This window comes from Sediminibacterium goheungense (assembly GCF_004361915.1).
Taxonomy (GTDB): Bacteria; Bacteroidota; Bacteroidia; order Chitinophagales; family Chitinophagaceae; genus Sediminibacterium; species Sediminibacterium goheungense.
The window spans coordinates 942,112-964,391 of the sequence record NZ_SNWP01000011.1 but is presented as its reverse complement, the minus strand read 5'-3'; the positions used below and the strand labels follow the sequence as shown (position 1 = coordinate 964,391).

The window sequence follows — 22,280 nt, the reverse complement described above, 5'->3', positions numbered from 1 at the left end:
TTATAGGTAAAAAAATTTATCCCTTTTTTAGTTGACGAATGATCGCTTTTTTTATTGTATCATAATCACGTTTACCGGTAATTCTTGCCAACTGTACGCCAGCTGCCAGATTGGTCATCACCAGCAGGGTTTGTGTTTTGGGGACTTCCGAAAAGGTAAATTCGCCTGTTTTTTTTCCGGCAACAAGGGTTTGTTCTACCAGTTTCAATACCAGTCCAACCAACTGTTTTACTTTTTCTTTTACCGATTCCGGCAGGGTATTAAAATCTGACGCGATGGACCCAATGATACAAATACTGTTGGCATCTACCAGACAGGAATACCGTTCGATAAACTTTTCCAGTACAACCGTAGCAGAGGCTCCGGCAGCTTTCAGCTGTTTGTCTAGCAAAGTATATGACTCGATATACTGGTCGATAATTTCAGACAATAAATCTTCCTTTCCACGGAAATGATAATGTATAGCAGCATTCCGTACCTGTAATTTTTCGGCTATATCTGCATAACTGAATGCATTGTAACCATGACTTTTAATCAGGGCGGTTCCAATACGAACAATTTCTTCTTTAGTATCAGTATTACGGGCAGTCACAACTTAAAATTAGGGAATACTTACTAAATAGTAAGTATTTATTTACCTGATTAAAAAGGGTTGTCTTTTTGTTTTTTAGCCTTTTGAGCCCTTATCATTTCAACATAATTCTGTTTAAGTAACAGTGCATCAATTGTTTGTGCGATCCTTTTGGCTTGCAGCATTTCGTTTTTCACCCCTTCAACCCATTTTATAAAATAATTTCTGTGAGAGAGTGTGAGTTGCTGAAAGAATTCCCATGCCTGTGGTTCTTCATCCAGGCATTCTTTTAATGCGGCAGGTATGGCTGGTGGCGTTTTATCAATAGTAATTGAAACTTTTACCATAGCTCCTTTTGCTTTCCGGATGCCCTTTCGCATGGCTGCATTTACCGGCAACATAAATGATCCATCGCCCATGGGCATCAACGCTACCGATTTGATAGCAAATGCATCTAGCTTCCCTTTTACACGGAAGGTTTTCCTTGATTCCGGTTGTAATTCCGCTGCTATATCCTGCGGTACCTGAATATAGGTCCAGCCGGTTTTATCACCCTTTTCACCAAACTGCTGCAATATGGTTTCAAAATGAATCATAGTGTCTACAAAATACTTCTTTCAGGGATTTCTTTTGAGAAAAATACCCCGGATAAGCATCCGGGGTATTTCTGTTTACATATGCTCATCTGCACTTGGCCCATAACTGCCGGGGATGGGAATATCAAGGAGCCTTAAATAAACACCCAGTTGTGCCCTATGGTGAATAATCTGACTGAAAGTGCTACGGAGGAAACTCTGTTTAGTTTCTACAGTATAAATCTGCTCTCCGTTACGAAGTGTCCAGTTTTTACCGAGTGATTCAGTATCTGCATTTTTGAGGTCTCTGCGCCCTTCTTCCAGACTTGTTTCAAAATAACGGATGAGATCAGCCGTATTATCGATGATTTTTGGGCTGTAAGGATGTACGCTAAAATCGAGTTCATCGGTATATAACACCATCCCGATCCAGGTGGGTAACTCTGCGATATGTGTGGCCAGTTGCTGAAGTGTCATACTTTTTGAGTGAGGTTTCCACTGGTATTTGTCGTTGGGCACCAGTGTCAGCATTTTGCGTGTTACCACAGCTTCATTTTCCAGTTCCTGCTGGAAGGCTTGCATAATTGTCATATTGATTGTTTTAATTGTGTTTACAAAACAATCAACAGCCACTGACAACCCTATGGCAGCCGTTTTAAAAAAAGTTTCGGAACAAGGGTTAGAACAGAGAAATAAGGAATAGGAAATATGAAATAAAAAAGGTGTATTTAGCGTAAGATTATAACTAATCATTAAATAGATTCTTTATTTACAATTTCATATTTCCTATTCCTTATTTCTTATTTCTTATTCATCAGTTTCCTCAGTATTCCACAGGTATATCTTTTATGTACTTATCCAATGAAATATGCTTCCGGTGTATAAAGGGAGTGCTTGTATTGGTTAGCTTTTGTATACGGGCCACTTTAAAATCACGGTAACCATTTCTTTTATGGCACCAGGCAATAAGATGCCATGCAAATGCATAAAACACAAGACCAATGGGTTCCACTTTTCGCACACTGGGTTCCTGGTTCTTATTGAGATAGGCAATTTGAATCATGGTATGTGCCGTTATAGCTTCCTGTAAAACAGACAGATAAGATACCTGCAAGGTCATACATTCGGGCACCTGTAAACGAATGCGCGATGCCAATGTTTCCAGTTTATCCTGCTGTGTCGACTGTAATACTGTTTTTACTTTATTCAGGGCAGTAGCGTAATGTTTCTGGATAGAATGATCTGAAAATCCTTTTACCACCGCTTCCATTAATATTAGTGCGTTGGCTTCTTCACTGGTAAATGAAACAGGGGGAAGAAAATAACCGTTTACAATAAAATATCCTTTTCCCTGCTCAAAACTAACAGGCACGCCAGATTCATTCAACGCTTTTATGTCACGATATACTGTACGTATACTCAGGTTAAACTTCTCGGCAATTTTTTCTGCCGGAACATATTTTTTCGATTGCAAAAAAGTAAGGATACTAAAGAGTCGGTCGATACGGTTCATAAAGGCAAGATATACCGTTGAAGATATAGACTCAGGATATATTGTAAAAACCGATCAACAAAAAAAGCAATCTGGCTGGATCACTTTTTTTGTTGATCGGATTAAATTATGCTTTTTTGCCCATGCCGTTCACCCATCCAACAACTCCGCCGGTAATGGCACCTAACACGGTTGATGCCGCAATATCGGCCCATACTCCATTCAATGCCATAATATTGGAGGTTCCATACATGGTCAGATCAACAGCAGCGCCCATGATCAGTCCAATAACAGCACCAGCAGAAAGCCCGGCAGATAAAGTGCTAATGTTTGCCCAACGGTTAAAAATATATGAATATAAAATACCGCTGAGCAGGTTACCTGCAATGAGTGCCCACCATACCATTTCCATGTCGGCACGCATTACACCGGTAGCGGTTCCGCTGTTTTGTGTCATAAAATCCATCAGCAAAATTCCGTAAATGAGCCAGCCTGCAAAAAAAGCGGTAATACCTCCGGCAATACCGGAAATCAACATTTTTGTAGTGTTCATAAGCAATCGTTTTAAGGGGGAAAAATGATTTGACTGAACAAAATAGAAAGCAATTGGCGCATATGCAAGTCCTGTAAATCAAAAAAAATCTGCTGTTTATAAGCCGGGGATAATTTCAGGATAAACCTTCACAAACAATTATCGTTTATCTGTTGTGTTTCATGATGATCTCTGCTTATTTTCACCGACTTCTAAAGATGATGGATTCTGCTTATGACACTAAAGATTTTAACCGTTGCCGGTCTTGCCACATTTGAAATTTATGCTGCTATTCCCGCCGGTTTTGCATTCGGGTTACCCGCATGGGTCATTTTTTTGGCCAGCCTTATTGGCGGTTTAACAGGAGTATTTGTAGCCACTTTTCTGGGCGATAAAATAAAAAAAATACTGGCCAGGTACCGTAAACCCAAACCGGAAAAACCTAAAACAGGATTGATTTATACCATCTGGGAAAAATACGGTATTATCGGTCTGGGTTTTGTGGGTACAATGACGGTGGGAGCACCCGTAAGCATAGGTGTAGGTGTTGGCTTTAATGTTCCCTTACAAAAACTACTGGTCTGGTGTTGTCTGGGTGTAATTACCAGATGTGCACTCTTTACTACGATTGGATACTATGGTTTGAAATTGTTTTAAAAAATTGAACGTCAGCGAAGCTAAAAGTATTAAGACAGTCACTGAATAATTTCTAACTGTTTTTCCTTAAAGAAATAGTTCACCGACTTGGGTTGCCGAAATTCTTACTGTATATAAAATTTCCGGCCTCACCTTTGACTAAATGGTTAATAACATTAATGAAACATTCGACTGCATGAGTATTCTCTCGAGTCTTTGCTCACGCATAAAATAGCTTGAAAGTTTTCCCATTTTAATGGTCGGGATATCCTTACCCTGCATCATTTCAGAAAAACCCGAAAGCTTTTTTTCTACTGCATTGAACTGGTATACCAATGCTTCAGGAACATCGTTAGATTTTGCTGCATCAATCAATGACACGGCATCAGACATTTCTCTGGCAGTATGATAAGCCCTTGTCTGTGGCCGTAATAACTCATCTGAAATATTGGCCAGATCAGATTTTGCGATATACATAATCGGGCAACGTGAACGGCATAACATGCGAAATACATCCAGGTTTAATTCTTTTCCGACTTCCTGCCACTCTTCTCTGGAATAAAACACCATATCAATGCCAAATTCTCCTACATACTGTTTGAAAACAGCAGGAGAATCCCCATAAATTTTATCTATACTATATCCTTTGATTGCCTGTTTATTTTCTGCCTCAATCTTCCGGATACTGTTTAAAGAACTTTCAGTAAAAACATAACCGGATGGTTCACGCCCCAGCATCATGAGATCCCTTTCATTATCCGGCATTGGAACTACCTGAAGAAAAGTGCAATGAAAACCTTCCTTACTGTATAACTTAGTTGCCAGACGTAACAGATGTACGGAATGTTCAGTGCATCTTGTTGGGATCAGAATCTTTTTCATTCCACTATGGTTTTAGTAATGAATAATAATATCTCCATGTAAAATTCAAAACTACCCTGCAGGTATTGGGATGGCCTAAGGATAGCATTAAGACACCGTTAGAAGTTTCTAAGAGCGGCATTAGAAAAGCCGAAAAATTCTAATGCCGCTCTAACAACATTTTATAATTATTGAAAATCAGCTAATGATAGCTTTATGAATGAATAGGAAAACGCATTTCAGCCCGGGTTCCTGCCCCTTCCATGGAAGTGAACTTAATTTCGCCGCGGTGTATCCGGATAATTTTTTGTGCGAGGGGCAGCCCTACCCCATATCCTTTATATGCAGTGGTATTGGATGCCCTGAAAAACGGATCGAAAATATAACGCAGTTCTTTTTGCGGAATACCAATGCCATGGTCTTCTACGATCAAAATGCATTGCCGTTCGGTGGCCCTTAATGAAACAGTCACCTTACCATTATCAGAATACTTACAGGCATTTTGTACTACATTCGTTATAGCCAGCTTTAAAAGGTTCTGGTTACCAAAAACGGTAATCTTCGCATCATCATCCGGCAATTCTTCAAAATTGATATGAATATGGTTTTGTGGATCGGTAAAATCTACCAGTTTCTTTACAGATAATATCATCTCATCAAGCCTGATATTACCCATAAATTCCTCATTGATACTATTGCCAGCCTGGGCAAGTTCTAACAAACTTGTTGTAAGATGGTGCAACTGATCTGCTTCTCTGGCGATGACAGATAATGCCTGCTGATACTCTACCGGATTTCTTTCTTTATCCAATGCCAGTTCAGCTTCTCCAATAATAGCGGTAAGCGGGGTTCGCAACTCATGCGAGAGTTTATTGACAAAATTTCTTTGTGTTTCAAAAGAAGTTTCCAGACGATCAAGCATGTCGTTAAATGTCTGGGTAAGGTCTACAATCTCCCCCTTACCGCTATGCTCCGGAAGACGCATGTCCAGGTTCAAGGCACTGATTTTTTTAACACGATTGATAATATTTGAAATCGGATTTACAATTTCTGCCGAGAATAGAAGTCCTACCACAAACACGATAATAACTGACAACAAAATACCCAGAAACAGGTTTTGTCTGATATCCTGCATTGAGGTCTCACCAGATTCGTTTCGGGCTGTCATCAATACGGTATAGCGTTTACCCTTATACAGATAAGGAAGTACTACATGGTAAATCTTTCCATTAATAAATTGAATCCGTGTATTTTGAATTTTTATATCGTCGGGCAAGCTGATATTTTGCGAAGCAAGCACCTGTTTATCAGGTATGCTATCAAAAAAATACTCTCTTTCGCCAGGCAATCTTTGTAAATGCTTTTCGCGTATTTCATTGTAGAGACTTGCACTCAGTGTTCCTCCTTCATAATGGGCCTGTGCCGCAATACCACCCCTAACGGAAAGACGATGAAAAAATTCTTTGTCAATGGATCTTTTGGAGAAATGATAAATGAAAATACTCAGCATGAGTATGATCACACCTGTAAGCACGGTAAATAAACTCGTAATTTTATTACGAATATTCATGATGCAGTTTCTTTCATCATGTATCCCATGCCAATCATGGTATGTATAAATTTGGTGTCATGGCTCTTATCAATTTTTTTTCGCAGATAGTTTACGTATACATCCACCACATTGGTGCCCAGGTTAAAGTCGATGTCCCATACGTTCTCCAGTATTTCCATTCTGGAAAGCACCCGTGACTGGTTTTTCATAAAAAATTCCAACAACTTGTATTCAGTAGAAGTGAGAGGTATGATTTCTTCATTACGTTTAGCCATTTTGGCATCCGTATCAAGTTGAAGATCACCTATCTGAAGAATATTTTTTTCCGGAGTCTGTACTTTTTTAAAGGCCCTTCTACCTAATGCATTTACCCTTGCTACCAATTCATTGATTTTGAAGGGCTTTACCATATAATCATCCGCGCCGCTATCCAGTCCTGTTACAATATTCTCGGTGCTCCCTAATGCAGTCAGCATCAATACCGGCAAGTCGAATCCAAGCGATCGTATTTCTCTGCATATCTGAATTCCATTCATTCCAGGCAACATCAGATCCATTATAACGAGGTTAAACGGATGATCACGAATCATTTGCAATCCTGTATTACCATCCATGGCAATACTCACTTCCAGTCCCTTTTCTTTCAGCCCCCGCTCAATCAAAGAGATCACTGCAGCTTCGTCCTCAATTACTAAAATCTTCATGTACATATATTTGACCTGCAAAAAGATTATATCCTGCGACAATAACGAAAGAAGCCCAAAACTGTTCCTCTTTCTGCTTTTTTTAACAAAAAATTCGACTGAAACAATTTGCCAGCATTGCCTAAAATAGTACACAATTCAAAATCTCCTCTGTTTTTTATTATCTTGTCTGGATAAAACAACCAACATGCGATATCCTTTCTTAGGTCTGCTGGCTCTTTTTTTACTGACGAACCTAACAGTAAATGCCCAACAGAAAAAACAGTTAACCCCTTCCGATTACGGCAAATGGCAGCAAATAGGCAGCACCGATTTGTCGCCCGATGGTAACTGGGTAGGTTACCATATATCTATTCAGGAAGACAATGACACCCTGTACATAGTAAACCGGAAAACAGATAAAGTATACAAACTCGAGTTTGCCACCAGTTTTGAATTTTCGGGTAATAACCAATGGGTTGCGTACCGTATTGGCGTTCCATTTAAAGAAGCAGAAAAATTAAGAGAGCAAAACAAACCTATTGAATATAAAATGGGATTGTTAAATCTGAGTACCGGAAAAAAAGAAACCATTCAGAATATCAGTCGCTTCGGGTTTTCAAAAGATGGTAACTTTCTTGCTGTTTATCTGGCCCCACCAAAAGAACATAAAGACAAAGGCAGTGTATTACTCATAAAAAATCTTACGGATGCAAGCACCCATACTATTGGGAATGTAACAGAATATGCATTCAATAAGAAAGGAGATTATCTTTCTTACATTGTTGAGTCTTCCAATACAGCGGGCAATGCAGTTGAATTACTAAACCTGAAAAATTACAGTCTTAAAATTATAGCCAGCGATACACTGAAATTTTCAAAACTCAACTGGCAGCGGGAAGGTGAAGGTTTTGCTTTTTTCAGAACTTTCAAAAACAAAGACTATGAAGAAGAGAGTGCCACGGTACATGGTTATATAAACCTATATGGCAGTCCTTCTCTCAAAACATTTGATCCTCAGCAAACTGCAGCTTTCCCAAAAGATATGCGTGTGCATAATGGCAGCACGCCAAAATTGAGTGATGATATGAGTGCCCTGTTTTTCGGTATTAAAACATGGACACCGAAACCCAAAAAAGAAGAAAAGAAACCGGGTGACACATCAAAACAGCTACCGAGGCCTGCTTCCAAACCTGATGACAAATTAGCTGCTGTTGATATCTGGCATTGGAAGGACCCCGAAATTCAACCCAGACAGAAAATCACTTTCGGACAAGATAAAGAAGCCAGTTATCTATCTGTATGGAACTTTGGCAGCAACCAGTTCTTGCAACTTGCCAAAGAACATACACCTATTGCACTGCTGAGCGGTAATCAGGCCTATGCCATAACTTCCACCAACAATAAATACAAACCTGCATTCAAAGAAGACTATGCTGATTTTTATCTGGTAAATACCAAAACAGGAGAAGAAAAATTACTTTATGAAAAAATGCTTTCGGGCTTTTTTACAGGACCTCAATCTTCACCTGATGGGAAATACCTTTATTTTTTTCGTGATAAGAACTGGTGGATATATTCTATTGCTACGCAACAAACCAGCAATCTGACTCAAAATATTAAAGCCACTTTCTGGAACACGAGAGACGATCATACAGCCAGCAAACCTCCTTTTGGTATGGGTGGATGGTTAAAAGGCGATAAAGAAATTTTATTGTATGACGAATACAATATCTGGGCAGTAAAACCAGATGGTAGTGGTGCTAGAAAAATTACCAATGGAGAAAAAGAGGAAATCATGCACAGGATCACAAGAACTGATTTTGAATACCCGTATATTGATGACAGTAAACCTATATACCTTTCTCTATATGGAGACAAAACAAAAAAATATGGATATGCAAAACTGGAGAACAACACGGTTCAATCGCTGATTTATGAAAACCTTTCTATTGGCCGTATTACAAAAGCTACTGAAGCTAACAGTTTCAGTTTTGTAAAACAGGATTACAATCTGTCTCCTGAATTATATGCGACAGATGATTTCAGCAGCAATAAGAAAATTACCGGTACCAACCCACAACAGGTTGATTTCTATTGGGGCAAAAGTGAGCTAGTAAGCTTTACCAATAAAAAAGGTAAGAAAATGCAAGGTGCGTTATTTTATCCTGCCAATTATGAACCCGGCAAGCAATATCCAATGATTGTATATATCTATGAACTTTTATCGAATACAGTTCATGGATATGTAACTCCATCAGAACGCAGTGCTTACAACACTACCAATTTTACCAGTAATGGTTACTTTGTATTCAGACCTGATATTGTTTACGATACCAATGAACCAGGTATGAGTGCAGTAAACTGTGTTGTTCCTGCTGTAGAAGAAGTATTAAAAACAGGAATGATTGATAAAAGCAAAGTGGGTTTGATGGGACATAGCTGGGGGGCTTACCAGACTTCATTCATCATTACACAAACCGATATTTTTAAAGCTGCGTGTGCCGGCGCTCCTTTAACAGATCTGATCAGTATGTCATTGTCGATTTACTGGAACAGTGGTACACCTGACCAGAAAATATTTGAAACCAGTCAGGGACGATTCGATGGTCCATGGTATGAACGTACACAGGAGCATATCCGCAACTCTCCTATGTTCAATGCCACAAAAATAAAAGCACCTTTACTGGTGGCATTCGGTGATAAAGATGGTGCTGTTGACTGGCATCAGGGTATTGAAATGTATGGAACCATGCGCAGAATGGAAAAGCCTCATGTAATGCTGGTATATGCAGATGAAAACCACAGTCTTGCCAGGAAAGAAAACCAGATAGATTATCAGAAACGTCAGCGTGAATGGTTTGAGCATTATCTGCTGGGTAAACCAGCTGAGAAATGGATTACAGAAGGCATCAGCTATATGGATAAAATGAAAGCCAGAGAAAAATCGGCCGGACAATAAAATTCATTTACTAAAAAGCCTGCTTCATTAGCAGGTTTTTTTTATTAAAACCAGTTCAATGAAATCGCTCAACAATAAATCCACTCATTAAAATGCTGTTTTTCTGAATCATTCATCAGGAAGGGAATATAAAAGTCGGGATAAGGGCTTATTTTTAAGTATCATCTTCAATTATTGTTATGCAAACCATCAGAACGGCTATTTTATCATTTGGTTTATCGGGTAAGGTATTTCATGCTCCTTTCATACATCAGCATCCCGGTTATGAACTGGTATCGATCTGGGAAAGAACTAAATCGGCATCCGTTGAAATATATCCATATGTTAAAATCGTTCGTTCGTTTGAAGAAATACTAGATGATGAAAATATTGATCTAGTCATAGTGAACACCCCTACCGGTACTCATTATGAATATGCGAAAAAAGTACTGGAAGCCGGCAAACATGCGGTTGTTGAAAAAGCTTTCACTTCAACAGTAGAAGAAGCCATTCATCTTGATCAACTGGCCATTGAAAAAAACAAAGTATTATCTGTTTTCCAGAACCGCAGGTGGGATAGTGATTTTCAGACAGTACAGAAAGTTATAAAAGATGGTTTGCTGGGAACAGTGCTTGAAGCCGAATTTCATTTCGACAGATTTAAAGATGAGCTAAGTCCTAAAAAACATAAAGAAACAGCAGGACCAGGCGCAGGGTTGTTGTATGATCTCGGGCCACACCTGATTGATCAGTCTATCTGCCTGTTTGGAATGCCGGAAGCTGTATTTGCCGATATACGTACACTGAGAACCCATTCTCAGGTGGATGATTATATTGACCTTCTGCTGTATTATTCTTCTGTAAGGGTAAGGTTAAAATCCGGTTTACTAGTCAAGGAACCCATACCGTCTTTTATTGTTCATGGATCTGTCGGTTCTTTTATTAAATCGAGGGCCGATATTCAGGAAGCGGCTTTGCTGGCTGGCGAAAAACCAGATCAACCCAACTGGGGCGAAGAGCCTGTTTCGGAAATGGGTTTATTAAATACAAAGATCCATGGCACAGAAGAACGCAGACAGGTTCCAACACTGGCAGGTAATTATGGTAGTTATTACGATCTTTTATATGGCGCACTTACAGGTAAAAATGATAACCCTGTTTCTGCCAAAGATGGTATCAGGGTAATGCAAATACTGGAAGCTGCAGTAAAAAGTAACCGTGATAAAAAGGTTATCGATCTCTAATGTCTTATGTCGATAACTTTTAAACAGAGGGCTTAGGAAATGAATATCCGCATAAAAAAGGCCGGGTCAATATGATCCGGCCTTTTTTTATATATTTAAATGATAATTACATTTTTTTAGCATCTTCCAGAAACTTGGCCAGTCCGATATCAGTTAACGGGTGTTTCAGTAAGCCCAGAATAGAATCGAGTGGACAGGTACATACATCTGCACCGAGTTCGGCTGCTTTCGTGATGTGCAGGGCGCTACGGATAGAGGCGGCAAGAATTTCTGTTTTGAAACCCTGGATATCATAAATATGACGAATCTGACCAATCAGATCCATTCCATCCCAACCGCTATCGTCAATACGGCCAATAAAAGGTGAAACATAAGTTGCACCAGCCTTAGCAGCCAGAATAGCTTGTCCGGCAGAGAAAACCAGTGTGCAATTGGTACGGATACCATTATCAGTAAACCATTTAATGGCTTTCACACCGTCTTTAATCATCGGAACTTTTACTACAATATTCGGATGTATGGCAGCCAGTTTTTTCCCCTCTTCTACCATAGTAGCGAAATCGGTTGATAAAACCTCAGCACTCACATCGCCGTCAACCAGTTCACAAATGGTTTTATAATGATTGGCAATGGCCTCTTCACCTTTAACGCCTTCTTTAGCCATTAGTGAAGGGTTGGTTGTTACACCATCCAGGATACCTAAATCATTTGCTTCTTTAATTTGTGCGAGGTTACCAGTGTCGATAAAAAATTTCATAGTGTATAAATTAAAATCCCCTTCGTAATCCCTTCAGGGGCGAAAGGGGGAAAAAATGGCAGGCTACTCACATCGCACCGCTACAACCGCCTATCCTTGCTGCATTCCTGCCCTGGGGAGGTTCAGCAGGAGCTGGTCGTGTAAGACCTGCCGGTGCAAAAGTAAGGGTTGGCTCCTATTTTCCCTAATTTTTTGAATTAGTTATCGTGTAAGTGAAAATTTAGCCCTTTGAATGCAAATATTTTAGCCACAGATTCGCAGATTTTAATCATGGGATATATCTCCTTTAAAAGCCGCTGTTCAGGTTTCGTGAATTCAGCCTCGTAATACCCACCAGTTCATCATGCCTGCCACTCAGTGGCCTGAAATAGAATAGCACCATGTATTCATTTTCTGTTTCCCAATAATTACCTTCTGTTAAAGAAGGATCTGATTTACCATTTTTCTGATTTTTTTCTTTTGTTACATAATTATAGCTGTAGTAACCCTGTTTAAGAAAAAGTGTTTTTTTGTATATGCCCTTCCCAGCATCAAACTCCATCAATGCACTATCTCCTGCCCTGTTACCGGTAAACTCACCTGTAATAAAAACATCTTTACCAGCTATAGGTTTTGCACCCGGCGGCACCAATATAAAGTCAACATATGCATAGTCTCCCTGCCACCAGGGATTGATGGATTCTGTGGTAGTAATTTCATTCCAGCCGTTTCGGTCGTTAAAAAAAGCATAACGCAAATCAATTCGTACCAGATCCGGCTTTATTGATATACGATTGGGTTGTGACTCTTTGTCTATTTTGTCAATACGGTCGCTCGAAAATCGAAAACTGCGTAAATCGGCCCACCGGTATTCTTTTCCGGCGGGAAACAATGCATCCTGTTCCCCATTGTATTCAAGTACGTTATTTCTGATAAAAGCCGGCTGTAATCCAACAGCTGCATCATCCCATCTGTTGTTCTGTATAATAACCAGTTTTGTCTGCTGCTGCGGGCTCATAATGTTCAGGTCTTTTGTGGCAACTGTAACCTGTAATTTCTGGTGTGTACGTATCAGACTATTATTAAAGGGTTGCGCTATTCTGGCTCCGATATTTACACGATCATCAACAATCATCAATCGTTTGGTAAAGGCCAGTTTTGAAGTATCACCATCTAAAAAAACTTTTAGCAGATAATTACCGCTTTTGGTAGGCATTGCACTTCGGTCCGGCAATAATGTCTGATAATGCACATAACGGGTAAGTGCTATAGAAGATGCCCGGTACTGTGATAAACGGTTTTGAACAAAACCTCTTATATAATCAAAAGGATTTAATAAAGCAGGTGTCCAGTCGGCATTGCATAACTGGTAAGTATAAAAAAAGTTACGTGGGTATCCAATAAGGTCATCAAAATGGAGTTCAAGCTGGTCTGATGATCCCAGCCGGATCAGTGGTATTGATTGCTGATCATTCTGCTGAAAGAGTTTTACTGTTTTAATATCATCCATATAGATACGATCGGGTTCACGTTGTGCTGATGCAATATTCAAGCATAACACAAATGCCAGTATAGAAAAACAATTGTTCATAGTACGACAATAAGATACTTTGACTGACAAGATAATACAATCAGCAAATACCACCTTTTTTAATAGTTCCTGTCATTCCGTTGCAGTTCGTATTTTTACCAAAATCATAGCATTTGGGACTTTCCTTCGATATAGCCAAAAGAATTGCGTTTAATCACCAGCATTCTTTTTCCCGTTTTATCATCCGTTTATCTGTGGCTGCTACCATGCTCAGTGTAATGGCTATGATTATAACCCTTGCTTTTGTAAATGGTTTTCAGCAAACGGTTTCAGGTAAAGTATTCAGTTTCTGGGGGCACCTGAGGGTGCAGAAATATGAAGCAGGTAAATCATTGATTGCCGAAGAAACCCCATTAACCATGGACAGTTCAATCGAACAAACCATTCGTTTACAGCCAGGTGTAATACGGGTACAGCATTTCGCAACCAAATCAGCCGTAATTGAAAACAAAAATGAAATTGAGGGTTTACTTATTAAGGGTATTGACAATGGCTATGACAGCAGCAGACTCAAACCGTTTATGCAAAACGGAAGCTGGATTGATTTTTCAGACAGTATATATAGCAGGGATATCATTATTTCAAAAGCCCTTGCCAGTCAACTCGGCATTTCTGTAAAGGACACCGTCAAAGTTCATTTTGTTTCGTCCATCGACGACAGCCGCACTTATCGTAACCTCTGTGTAAAAGGAATTTACAAAACAGGGATAGAAGAATATGACAAGCTCTTTATCATGGCCGACCTTCGTCTCATCAGGCGCATTAATGAATGGCGGGATGACCAGAGCGGCGGTTATGAAATTTTTGTCAATGACTTTACTCAAATGGATAGCATCAGCAAAAGCTTATCAGCTGCGCTACCTTCTGAATGGATGAGTAGAACCATCAGGGAAGTATATCCGAATATTTTTGACTGGTTAGACATTCAGGATGTAAACAGAGATGTTATATTCATTGTCATGTCGGCAGTAGCCGTCATCAATCTGATTACCTGTCTGTTGATTCTTATTCTTGAAAGAACCAGAATGATAGGCGTATTGAAAGCATTGGGTGCCAGCAATTGGACCATTCAGAAGATATTTCTCTTCCATGCATCCGTTATCACTTTCACCGGCATTGGTCTGGGTACTGCTTTGGGTATTGGTATTTGCTGGTTACAGCAACTTACCGGCTTTATCAGTTTAGATGAAGCTTCTTATTATGTATCGCAGGCACCCATGGAAATTATCTGGTGGCAGGTAATAGCGGTTATCGCGGGAACAGCTCTTGTTTGTTATGGCTCTTTGTTATTACCCTCTGTTTTAGTAAGAAAGATCAGCCCTGTTAAAGCGATACAGTTCAGGTAAATAGTTATGAACGTGGAGATTTAAGCTGAGCCAACAGGATTCCAGTCGCAACAGCTGCATTCAATGATTCTGCTTTCCCCGTTCTGGGTATGGTGACTGCATGGGTGATAAATGGCAATACCGACTCTCTGATACCTTTTGATTCGTTTCCGATTACGAGGATACCCTCTGATGGTACAGGTGTTGTATACATGGATGCTCCATCGAGCAATGCGCCATAAACAGGCACCTGTTGAATAGCCAGAAAGGTTTCAAGATCGCGGTACCATATTTTTACACGCAGGAAACTACCCATGGTTGATTGAATTACTTTGGGATTATAGTATTCTACCGTATCGGTACTGGCAATGATCTGGTCGATACCAAACCAGTCGGCTATTCTGATAATAGTACCCAGATTACCCGGATCCTGTATACCATCAAGCACCAATGTAAGCTTCTTACTTAGATCAGGCTCACCCTTTTCCTCCTGCTGGCGGGCAATCACCAGTACCTGATTAGGGGTTTGCAGGGTGCTTATTTTTTCAAGTTCAAAGGCTTCGATACGGGTAATAGGCACATCTGTAACCGGTGCCTCCCATTCATTCACTGCATATATTTTTTCCACAGGATAACCTGAGGCCAATAATTCGGTTACCAGTTTTACCCCTTCGGCTATAAATAACCGTTCAGCCGACCTTTGTTTTTTCTGGCATAAAGATTGAATATATTTGAGCTCATTCTTGCTTAACATCTACTATGCGTTTGATAGGAAAAAGAGGAAATTCGTTCGTTATTACTGCAATTGTACTGCTGACAGTCCTTATAAGTTCCTGTTCCCAGCAAAACCGCATCAGTGTAAGAAACTATCCCGAAAACAGACCTTTTGTTTACAGTAACAAGATAAATATTCTCGACACTGTTCCCAAAGATGAGAAAAAACGATTAATTACCGAACTGGAGAATTATTGGGAAGACAGCCTGCAGGTAAGAATTGTTCAGCGATACCTGGGTATCTTTAAATCTATTCTTGATAAACCACCGGTTTTTGACAGTGCTAACCTAAATCGTTCCGTTAACTTCATGAATGCCTACCTGAACAGTCAGGGGTATTTTTATTCCACTTTACAGGATTCCGTATCAATCGACACATTTAAAACCCAGTTACGTGCAAATGTTTTCATGAATATTATGCTGGGAAAAAACATCCGCATTGATTCTGTTTCTTATAATCTTCCGGATTCGGCATTACAGTTAATTGTTAATAATAATAACGCTGAAAGTTTATTAAAAAAAGACAAGCCCTATACAAAACAGGTGATTGGTGATGAATTAGACAGACTAACGAATCTATTTCGTCAGAAAGGATATTATAATTTCAACAGAGATGATCTTATTGCCGTGGTTGATACTTTAGATACAAAGCTATTACCACTTACACTCGATCCTTTTAAACAGGCGGAAATCATTGCACAGGCTGCTAAAAAGAGAAAAGAGAATCCTACATGGGATATCAATATTACCAACCGTACCATCCTTGATTCCAGCAAACTGCTTCAGTTCAGCATGGGTAATATTTATTATTATCCAGAGACAGGCATTTCAGATATACCCGACAATGTGATCAACAGAAGAGATTTCAAAACAGATACTTTCAGAAGCGGTATCATGAAATATGAGAAAGGATTGTTCAGATTCCGCCCCCTACGTGAACATACTTACCTGAGCAGAGGTGAAAAATACAATGAAGCTGATTACTTTAAAACCATCAACAGGCTTGGACAACTTGGTGCCTGGCAACAGGTAGATGCTGTTCTACGTATTCGCGACAGGGATACTTTGGATATGCACATATTAATGGTACCTGCTGTTAAACAAACCATCGCAGCTGAACTTGAAGGAAGCAGAAACTCAGGAGATGTTATTGCAGGTAACACTCTTGGCATTTCTACCAATCTTAGTTATACGAACAGAAACAGATGGCGTTCGGCGGTACAGCAACAATCAGTAGTACGCGCCGGAGTAGAACTGAATCTGCTTAGTCAGGGCAATGCACCACTTTTACAAACTTTCCTGTTAAGCGGAAGTCATACCTATGTTTTGCCACGTATTCTCACACCTTTTGGTAATTGGCGGTCTTTACGCAACCTTGAAAATAAAAAAACCTTATTTACATTAAGCAGTTCCTATATAGACCGTAGAAATTTTTACAACGTAACCTCTTTCATTGCAAGTGTTGGTTACGAGTGGCGTAAAACGGTTAAAAATGGCTCCCACTTATGGCTCTATAAGCCATTGAACGTTGAATTATACGGAATCCGGAAACTAGCGGGTCTTGATAGTCTTTTTAAAACCAATCCTTTTCTCCAGGCTTCTTTTAACGAAGGGAATATTGTTAGTCAGAGTTTATCTTTTATCAGAACCACTACGAGCCCTAACAACAGAAATAAAAGTCATTATCTGAGAATTGGTATTGAAGAAGCGGGTGGTTTGTTTGGATTAATACCGGGATTAAAGAATAATATCTACCGATACCTCAAAACAGAAGCTGAATACAGACAACGGATACTCTACCCAAGATCGGAGCTGGCCTATCGTGCTTTTGCCGGATTGGGTTACAATTACAGTGATAACCCCACAATCGGCAGAACACTTCCTTTCTTTAAACAGTTTATTGTTGGTGGCCCCTATAGTATGCGTGCATGGGGTTTACGCCAGTTGGGATTGGGCAGCTCTGTTTTCAGTGATACTGTGAACAGTAGTTACCGTGACCGTTTTGGAGATATGCAACTCGAAACAAATATTGAATACCGGTTTCAGCTGGCATCATTGGGTTCTTTTAAAATTGGTAGTGCGGTATTTGCAGATATCGGTAATATCTGGAACCTCAAAAAAAATGATCAGGACCCTAAATCCAGGTTTTCTATCGCTAATCTTGGCAGAGACCTTGCCATTGGAGTTGGAACAGGCTTGCGATTTGATTTTTCTTATTTCCTTATCCGGTTCGATGTTGCTTACCGTGTAAAAGATCCTGCCAGAAGTACAAATGGTGGATGGATGAGTATTAAAGATTTTGTATGGTCTGAAATTCGGGAAAAAGGTTTGAAAGTAAACAATGTTGCTTTACAGTTTGGTATCGGCCTACCCTTCTGATACGCTTCCTTTCAATGCTTCAATCCTTTTTTCAAAGGTGATCAGATCGTCAGCATCAGCCACTTCGAAATTACCAATACGTGTTCGGCGTAAACTACTCATATAGCCACCCACACCCAGCGAGGCACCGAAATCATTCGCAAGACTTCTGATATAGGTACCTGTTGAACATACCACCCTGAAATACACCACAGGCATTTCAATTTTTTCAATTACAAAGGAGTGAATGGTAACAGGTCTTGGTTCTAATTTTACTTCAAGACCTTTTCTGGCTGCCAGGTAAACCGGCTTGCCGTCTTTCTTAATGGCAGAGTGAGCAGGAGGAATCTGCATAATGGGGCCGATAAAATTTTGTGCAGCGGCATGCACCTGCTCAGGTGTAAGATGGGCGTAGTCGCAAATATTTTCAGGGGCCGATTCAAGATCATAGGTAGGCGTTGTTGCACCCAGTGTAAAAGTACCTGTGTACTCTTTCTCCATACCCATGTATTCGTTGATCTTCTTGGTAAACTTTCCGGTACATACAATCAATAACCCGGTTGCCAGCGGATCAAGTGTACCGGCATGCCCTACCTTGGAAATACGGGTAAGAATACGAACCTTTTTTACCACGTCGAAAGATGTCCAGTCAATAGGCTTATCCAATAATATTACTTTGCCGTCCAGATAAGGTTGTAAAGCAGGGTGTATTTCTTTTTGCTTCATTTCTTTGCTTTCAATTGCCGCCAGCTTTCTATAAGTTCCTGACTGGCAGCAAAAGTAGCCGATTTATGTGCTGTTATGAAAGCATCTGCCGTCTTTATTCTTTCTTCAGACATTGGGTGGGTACTCATAAAAGAAAAAATACCGGGTAAATCATGATCAGCAGCCTGCAATTGTAACATCAGCTTCTTCATACCAACAGGGCTAATGCGGTTTCTGATCATTAAGTCCATTCCTTCCCTATCTGCCTCTCTTTCCAGTCTTCTGGAATAGCGGAGCTGTTCAAACATCCCTGCATGCTCCAGCACTATGCTTCCGACATCGCCAAAACCACTTAAAATCATAGAGCGTAATAAAGACATACTCATAGACGATAATATACTTTGCAGGCTATGTCTTTTATTAATATGGCTGGCTTCGTGACCCAGCAATGCCACTAGCATATCCGGATCATCGATAACCTTCAGAATCCCTGAATACAATACGATATGTCCGCCTGGTAACGCGTATGCATTTAACTCGTTTTCTTTTATAACCGTTATGGTGATCTGGTATTTGTCACTCAGGTGTAATTGCCCTGCAAAATCATTGACAATACGTGTGGCTGCCGTATCGATTTTTTCCGATGCCATTAGTGACCGGTAGAAACTATTTCCAATTTCTGCTTCCTGCTGAACTGATATTATTTTTAAAGCAGCTGCCGGAATAACCCTTGCCATAATAAAATAAATACCAACAAATATGGATAACAGTATTGCGACTAATACCGGCCATTTCAATCTGAAAAATTTACCAAACCAGGTTTTCCGATCCGGGTGTATGGCTTTTTTCAGTTCGGGGTAAGACGGGTGATCGGCATCTATTGATAAATAGGGTGCTCTGCCTTTATTAAAAAATATAAAAAGACGTCTATCTGCTTCAACTACACTTGCTGCAGTTATGTCAAATACCAGAACCGTATCATAGTCATCCGTATTTGATACATATATCTTACCATGGGTCAACTCCACGTAAACTTCACGAGGTGAAGCTTTATAGGCATCAAAAAAAAGAATTTGCGGATATTCACTCATACAATAAATCCAAAGTCAAAGAAATCAGCCATATCATCTGCCATTGCATCACTGTAATCCGGTTGCGACTGTACAAGTTCATCAAGTGAAAGATCGCCATACATTTCAATATTATCAGCAACATAGCGCAACGTACGTGTAATTACCCATGCATAGCCGAAGCCCAGTGTAAAAATAATAATGAGGAAATTTACAATCATCAGTCCTGCAAAACCACCTCCCGTTGCTTTAGATCGGAATATAATTTTCCTGTCGCCCTGTCTTAATCTTAGATAGCTTACAAAATATTCAAACAAATCTTTTTGCCACCAGAATACATAGATACCCAGTGTAAATATGGATAAAAAATAGCCCTTGAGGTTCAGGAGAAAAAAATCGCCGCCACTACCATGGTAGGTAAAATTTGCATTACCGATCCGTACATGATCCAATACATACCTGCGGATATTCATAGCAAGCCATGCACCATAAATACCAAAAGTAATAATCGTTAAAAACAGGTCGCGGAAAAATATTTTTACCAGTTCACTTCTTTCTCCCGTATAACCAAATCGTATCCCACGCCAGGATGATTTTGCCATTCTGTATTTATAGGATCCATGTATAATGAGTGGTATAAGCGCTATAATAACCAGGTAAAATAAGAGAATCGTCAACTGAGCCATTTCACCTCCATACCATATACTGATCAATATGGCTGCCCATAATATGGCTAGAAAAAGAAAGGCTTTTATAAATCCCCTGAACATTTCTTTTCCTGTTCCCGAAAAGACAAAAGGTTGTCCTTCAAAAATGGTCTGGCTGTACAGGTATTCCAGTGTTTTGGCCTTTGCCCATGGATAATACAAGCCGAGTGTGACAAGACATAAAATAAAATTGACCAGTTCGATCCGAAACATATCCATGCCTGTTCCATGATAGCCAAGCTTGTAATGAGTTTTGTTTTCCATGTGCTGGTTGAGTTGGGTATATAGAAAATATTTTATATTAAATATATTTCAAATCATTGAAATCCGGCAATAAAAAAGTCGTCTTCATGGGACGACTTTTGATTGATTGGGGGATCATTTTTAATAAGCTCTTGCAAATAATACACGCTGGGTAGAAGGTTTGCCGGTAAGTATACAACTACCTTCTTCCTGAACATTGTTCAAAGGAATACAACGTATGGTTGCCTTGGTTAATTCTTTGATTTTTTCTTCTGTTTCTCCGGTACCATCCCAATGAGCAGAAATAAAGCCGCCTTTGGTATCGAGCAGGTTTATAAATTCATCCCAGCTATTAGCGGGTGTAATACGTTCATCTCTGAATTGTTTAGCTTTATTGAAAATATTCTGTTGAATATCTTCCAGTAGTTGTTTGATATAAGCAGAGAGTCCGTCAAGTGAAACCGTATTTTTTTCTTTGGTATCTCTTCGCGCCACTTCAGCCACATTGTTTTCCAGATCACGTAAACCGAGTGCGATACGTACGGGTACCCCCTTCATTTCATACTCAGCAAATTTCCATCCGGGTCTTGTGTTATCGTTGTCATCATATTTTACAGTAATACCCAGTGCTTTTAATTCTGCCACCAATTGCTGCACATGCTCATCAATTTTTGCTTTCTGATCTTCTCCTTTATAAATCGGCACTATCACCACCTGAATAGGTGCGATGCGGGGAGGTAAAATGAGTCCGTCATCATCGCTATGGGCCATTACCAGTGCACCAATCAGTCTGGTACTTACGCCCCAGCTGGTAGCCCACACATATTCGAGTTTATTATTTCTGTCGCTGAATTTTACATCAAATGCTTTGGCAAAATTCTGTCCAAGAAAATGAGAGGTTCCTGCCTGTAAAGCTTTTCCATCCTGCATCATGGCTTCGATACAATAAGTGTCTTCTGCACCTGCAAAACGTTCATTCGGTGTTTTTACACCTTTAATAACCGGTACTGCCATCCAGTTTTCTACAAAATCAGCATATACATCCAGCATTTTTACCGTTTCCTCTACCGCTTCTTCTTTGGTAGCATGGGCCGTATGTCCTTCCTGCCATAAAAATTCGGCTGTCCGGAGGAATAAACGGGTACGCATTTCCCATCGAACCACATTGGCCCACTGATTTACCAGAATGGGTAGATCGCGGTACGACTGTATCCAGCTTTTATAAGTATTCCAGATAATGGCCTCACTGGTTGGGCGTACAACCAGCTCTTCCTCAAGCCTCGCTTCCGGATCAACAATAAGTTTGCCTTTATTATCCGGGTCGGTTTTCAAACGGTAATGGGTAACCACGGCACATTCCTTGGCAAAACCCTCGGCATTTTTTTCTTCCGCCTCAAAAAGGCTTTTTGGTATGAATAAAGGAAAATAGGCATTCTGATGGCCAGTTTCCTTAAACATTCTGTCTAATACATCACGCATATTTTCCCAAAGTGCAAAACCATAGGGTTTAATGACCATGCAACCTCTAACAGCACTATAATCGGCCAGACTCCCCTTCAAAATAAGGTCGTTGTACCACTGTGAATAATCCTGCTCCCGGGAAGTTATTTCCTTACTCATAAAATATTATAATTCTCTTAACAAAATATATTGCTTACAGATGTTTGTTGGCAAACTAATTGCC

20 protein-coding genes and 1 other RNA gene are annotated in these 22,280 nt (G+C 39.9%); 5 read left to right on the top strand and 16 right to left on the bottom strand.

What is annotated here, in order from left to right:
* Positions 1–16: 16 nt before the first annotated feature.
* From BC659_RS11860 to BC659_RS11840, 5 genes are all read right to left on the bottom strand, one after another.
* Positions 17–592 carry a TetR/AcrR family transcriptional regulator gene (locus BC659_RS11860; protein WP_133474966.1) on the bottom strand — a complete coding sequence of 192 codons (576 nt, stop codon included), beginning with the start codon at positions 590–592 and terminating at the stop codon, positions 17–19.
* Between the two features lie 50 nt (positions 593–642).
* Positions 643–1,167, bottom strand: a complete 525-nt coding sequence (locus BC659_RS11855) for a YdeI/OmpD-associated family protein (protein WP_133474965.1) — start codon at positions 1,165–1,167, stop codon at positions 643–645.
* A 75-nt stretch (positions 1,168–1,242) separates the two neighbouring features.
* On the bottom strand, positions 1,243–1,737 hold the full coding sequence (locus tag BC659_RS11850; protein WP_133474964.1) for a DinB family protein: 495 nt from the start codon (positions 1,735–1,737) through the stop codon (positions 1,243–1,245).
* Between the two features lie 232 nt (positions 1,738–1,969).
* Positions 1,970–2,659, bottom strand: a complete 690-nt coding sequence (locus BC659_RS11845; protein ID WP_133474963.1) for a helix-turn-helix transcriptional regulator — start codon at positions 2,657–2,659, stop codon at positions 1,970–1,972.
* A 106-nt stretch (positions 2,660–2,765) separates the two neighbouring features.
* Complete coding sequence (locus tag BC659_RS11840) at positions 2,766–3,191, bottom strand: hypothetical protein (RefSeq protein ID WP_133474962.1); 426 nt, start codon at positions 3,189–3,191, stop codon at positions 2,766–2,768.
* Positions 3,192–3,404: 213 nt separating this feature from the next.
* Between BC659_RS11840 and BC659_RS11835 the strand changes: the two genes are divergently transcribed.
* Positions 3,405–3,827, top strand: a complete 423-nt coding sequence (locus BC659_RS11835) for a hypothetical protein (RefSeq protein ID WP_133474961.1) — start codon at positions 3,405–3,407, stop codon at positions 3,825–3,827.
* Between the two features lie 138 nt (positions 3,828–3,965).
* Here the strand turns inward: BC659_RS11835 and BC659_RS11830 are convergent, their stop codons facing one another.
* The 3 genes from BC659_RS11830 to BC659_RS11820 all read right to left on the bottom strand — a co-directional run bounded on the left by BC659_RS11830 (position 3,966) and on the right by BC659_RS11820 (position 6,923).
* Positions 3,966–4,688, bottom strand: a complete 723-nt coding sequence (locus tag BC659_RS11830) for a hypothetical protein (protein ID WP_133474960.1) — start codon at positions 4,686–4,688, stop codon at positions 3,966–3,968.
* A gap of 193 nt (positions 4,689–4,881) precedes the next feature.
* Complete coding sequence (locus BC659_RS11825; RefSeq protein ID WP_133474959.1) at positions 4,882–6,237, bottom strand: sensor histidine kinase; 1,356 nt, start codon at positions 6,235–6,237, stop codon at positions 4,882–4,884.
* On the bottom strand, positions 6,234–6,923 hold the full coding sequence (locus tag BC659_RS11820; protein WP_133474958.1) for a response regulator transcription factor: 690 nt from the start codon (positions 6,921–6,923) through the stop codon (positions 6,234–6,236). The genes BC659_RS11825 and BC659_RS11820 overlap by 4 nt, the downstream gene beginning before the upstream one ends.
* Positions 6,924–7,110: 187 nt before the next feature.
* On the opposite strand from BC659_RS11820, the gene BC659_RS11815 reads away from it, so the two are divergent.
* Both BC659_RS11815 and BC659_RS11810 read left to right on the top strand, forming a co-directional pair.
* On the top strand, positions 7,111–9,864 hold the full coding sequence (locus BC659_RS11815) for a S9 family peptidase (RefSeq protein ID WP_133474957.1): 2,754 nt from the start codon (positions 7,111–7,113) through the stop codon (positions 9,862–9,864).
* 179 nt (positions 9,865–10,043) lie between these two features.
* A complete protein-coding gene (locus BC659_RS11810; RefSeq protein WP_133474956.1) occupies positions 10,044–11,087 on the top strand; it encodes a Gfo/Idh/MocA family oxidoreductase in 1,044 nt (347 codons plus the stop codon).
* A 106-nt stretch (positions 11,088–11,193) separates the two neighbouring features.
* Here BC659_RS11810 and fsa read toward each other — a convergent pair whose 3' ends face one another.
* The 3 genes from fsa to BC659_RS11795 form a co-directional block, all read right to left on the bottom strand.
* Entirely contained in the window at positions 11,194–11,844 is a 651-nt protein-coding gene (fsa, locus tag BC659_RS11805) for a fructose-6-phosphate aldolase (protein WP_133474955.1), read from the bottom strand.
* A 53-nt stretch (positions 11,845–11,897) separates the two neighbouring features.
* An RNA gene (gene ffs, locus BC659_RS11800) (signal recognition particle sRNA small type) lies at positions 11,898–11,997 on the bottom strand.
* Positions 11,998–12,130: 133 nt separating this feature from the next.
* Positions 12,131–13,414, bottom strand: coding sequence for a type IX secretion system plug protein (locus BC659_RS11795; protein WP_133474954.1), 1,284 nt, complete (start codon positions 13,412–13,414; stop codon positions 12,131–12,133).
* Positions 13,415–13,527: 113 nt separating this feature from the next.
* On the opposite strand from BC659_RS11795, the gene BC659_RS11790 reads away from it, so the two are divergent.
* Positions 13,528–14,760 (top strand): ABC transporter permease, encoded by a 1,233-nt coding sequence (locus BC659_RS11790; RefSeq protein WP_246027128.1) that lies wholly within the window; start codon positions 13,528–13,530, stop codon positions 14,758–14,760.
* A gap of 4 nt (positions 14,761–14,764) precedes the next feature.
* Here BC659_RS11790 and BC659_RS11785 read toward each other — a convergent pair whose 3' ends face one another.
* Positions 14,765–15,493 carry a TrmH family RNA methyltransferase gene (locus tag BC659_RS11785; RefSeq protein WP_133474953.1) on the bottom strand — a complete coding sequence of 243 codons (729 nt, stop codon included), beginning with the start codon at positions 15,491–15,493 and terminating at the stop codon, positions 14,765–14,767.
* A 5-nt stretch (positions 15,494–15,498) separates the two neighbouring features.
* Here BC659_RS11785 and BC659_RS11780 point away from each other — a divergent pair, with 5 nt between their 5' ends.
* Positions 15,499–17,892, top strand: a complete 2,394-nt coding sequence (locus tag BC659_RS11780; RefSeq protein WP_133474952.1) for a BamA/TamA family outer membrane protein — start codon at positions 15,499–15,501, stop codon at positions 17,890–17,892.
* Here BC659_RS11780 and truB read toward each other — a convergent pair.
* The 4 genes from truB to proS all read right to left on the bottom strand — a co-directional run bounded on the left by truB (position 17,881) and on the right by proS (position 22,216).
* Entirely contained in the window at positions 17,881–18,597 is a 717-nt protein-coding gene (gene truB / locus BC659_RS11775) for a tRNA pseudouridine(55) synthase TruB (protein WP_133474951.1), read from the bottom strand. The genes BC659_RS11780 and truB overlap by 12 nt on opposite strands.
* Positions 18,594–19,667, bottom strand: a complete 1,074-nt coding sequence (locus BC659_RS11770; protein ID WP_133474950.1) for a M48 family metallopeptidase — start codon at positions 19,665–19,667, stop codon at positions 18,594–18,596. Before BC659_RS11770 ends, truB begins: the two co-directional genes overlap by 4 nt.
* Positions 19,664–20,617 carry a YjgN family protein gene (locus BC659_RS11765; protein ID WP_133474949.1) on the bottom strand — a complete coding sequence of 318 codons (954 nt, stop codon included), beginning with the start codon at positions 20,615–20,617 and terminating at the stop codon, positions 19,664–19,666. The genes BC659_RS11770 and BC659_RS11765 overlap by 4 nt, the downstream gene beginning before the upstream one ends.
* A gap of 120 nt (positions 20,618–20,737) precedes the next feature.
* Entirely contained in the window at positions 20,738–22,216 is a 1,479-nt protein-coding gene (gene proS / locus BC659_RS11760) for a proline--tRNA ligase (RefSeq protein ID WP_133474948.1), read from the bottom strand.
* Positions 22,217–22,280: the final 64 nt, after the last annotated feature.